The sequence below is a fragment of the Mesorhizobium sp. M7A.F.Ca.MR.148.00.0.0 genome (assembly GCF_003997735.1).
GTDB lineage: Bacteria > Pseudomonadota > Alphaproteobacteria > Rhizobiales > Rhizobiaceae > Mesorhizobium.
Map to the genome: position 1 here is coordinate 1 of NZ_RZTB01000450.1, position 356 is coordinate 356.

The following is a 356-nucleotide window of genomic DNA, read 5'->3' on the forward strand; positions in this document are numbered from 1 at the left end:
ATCGAGCGCCGCATTGTGGGCTATGCGGAACAGCCAGCCCTCCGGATTGGCGATCGGGCCGGCATCCGGCAGCGCCTCGAACGCCTTGGCCAGGGCTTCCTGCAGCACGTCCTCGCCGTCGATGGCCGAGCCGGTCATGCGGGCGCAATAGCGATGCAGTTTTGGACGCATTTCGCCGAACAGGCGGGCAAAAGGTTCGCGGATCTCGCCGGGGATAGTCATGCGCCTCTGTTCGCCGTTATTGGTCCAGCATCCGGTAGTGGCCCACCACGGTCATTTCCTCGCGCTGCGGACGCTCGATCAAGCGATCCCTGATGCCGTTCTGAAAGGCCTCGAATGCCGCCAGCCCGGCGATG

1 protein-coding gene is annotated in these 356 nt (G+C 64.6%); it reads right to left on the bottom strand.

Features of this window, described 5'->3' with window-relative positions; all coding sequences use genetic code 11:
* On the bottom strand, positions 1 to 222 hold a 222-nt coding region (locus tag EOB49_RS34900; RefSeq protein ID WP_164781983.1), incomplete at its 3' end, for an RNA polymerase sigma factor.
* Positions 223 to 356 lie beyond the last annotated feature (134 nt).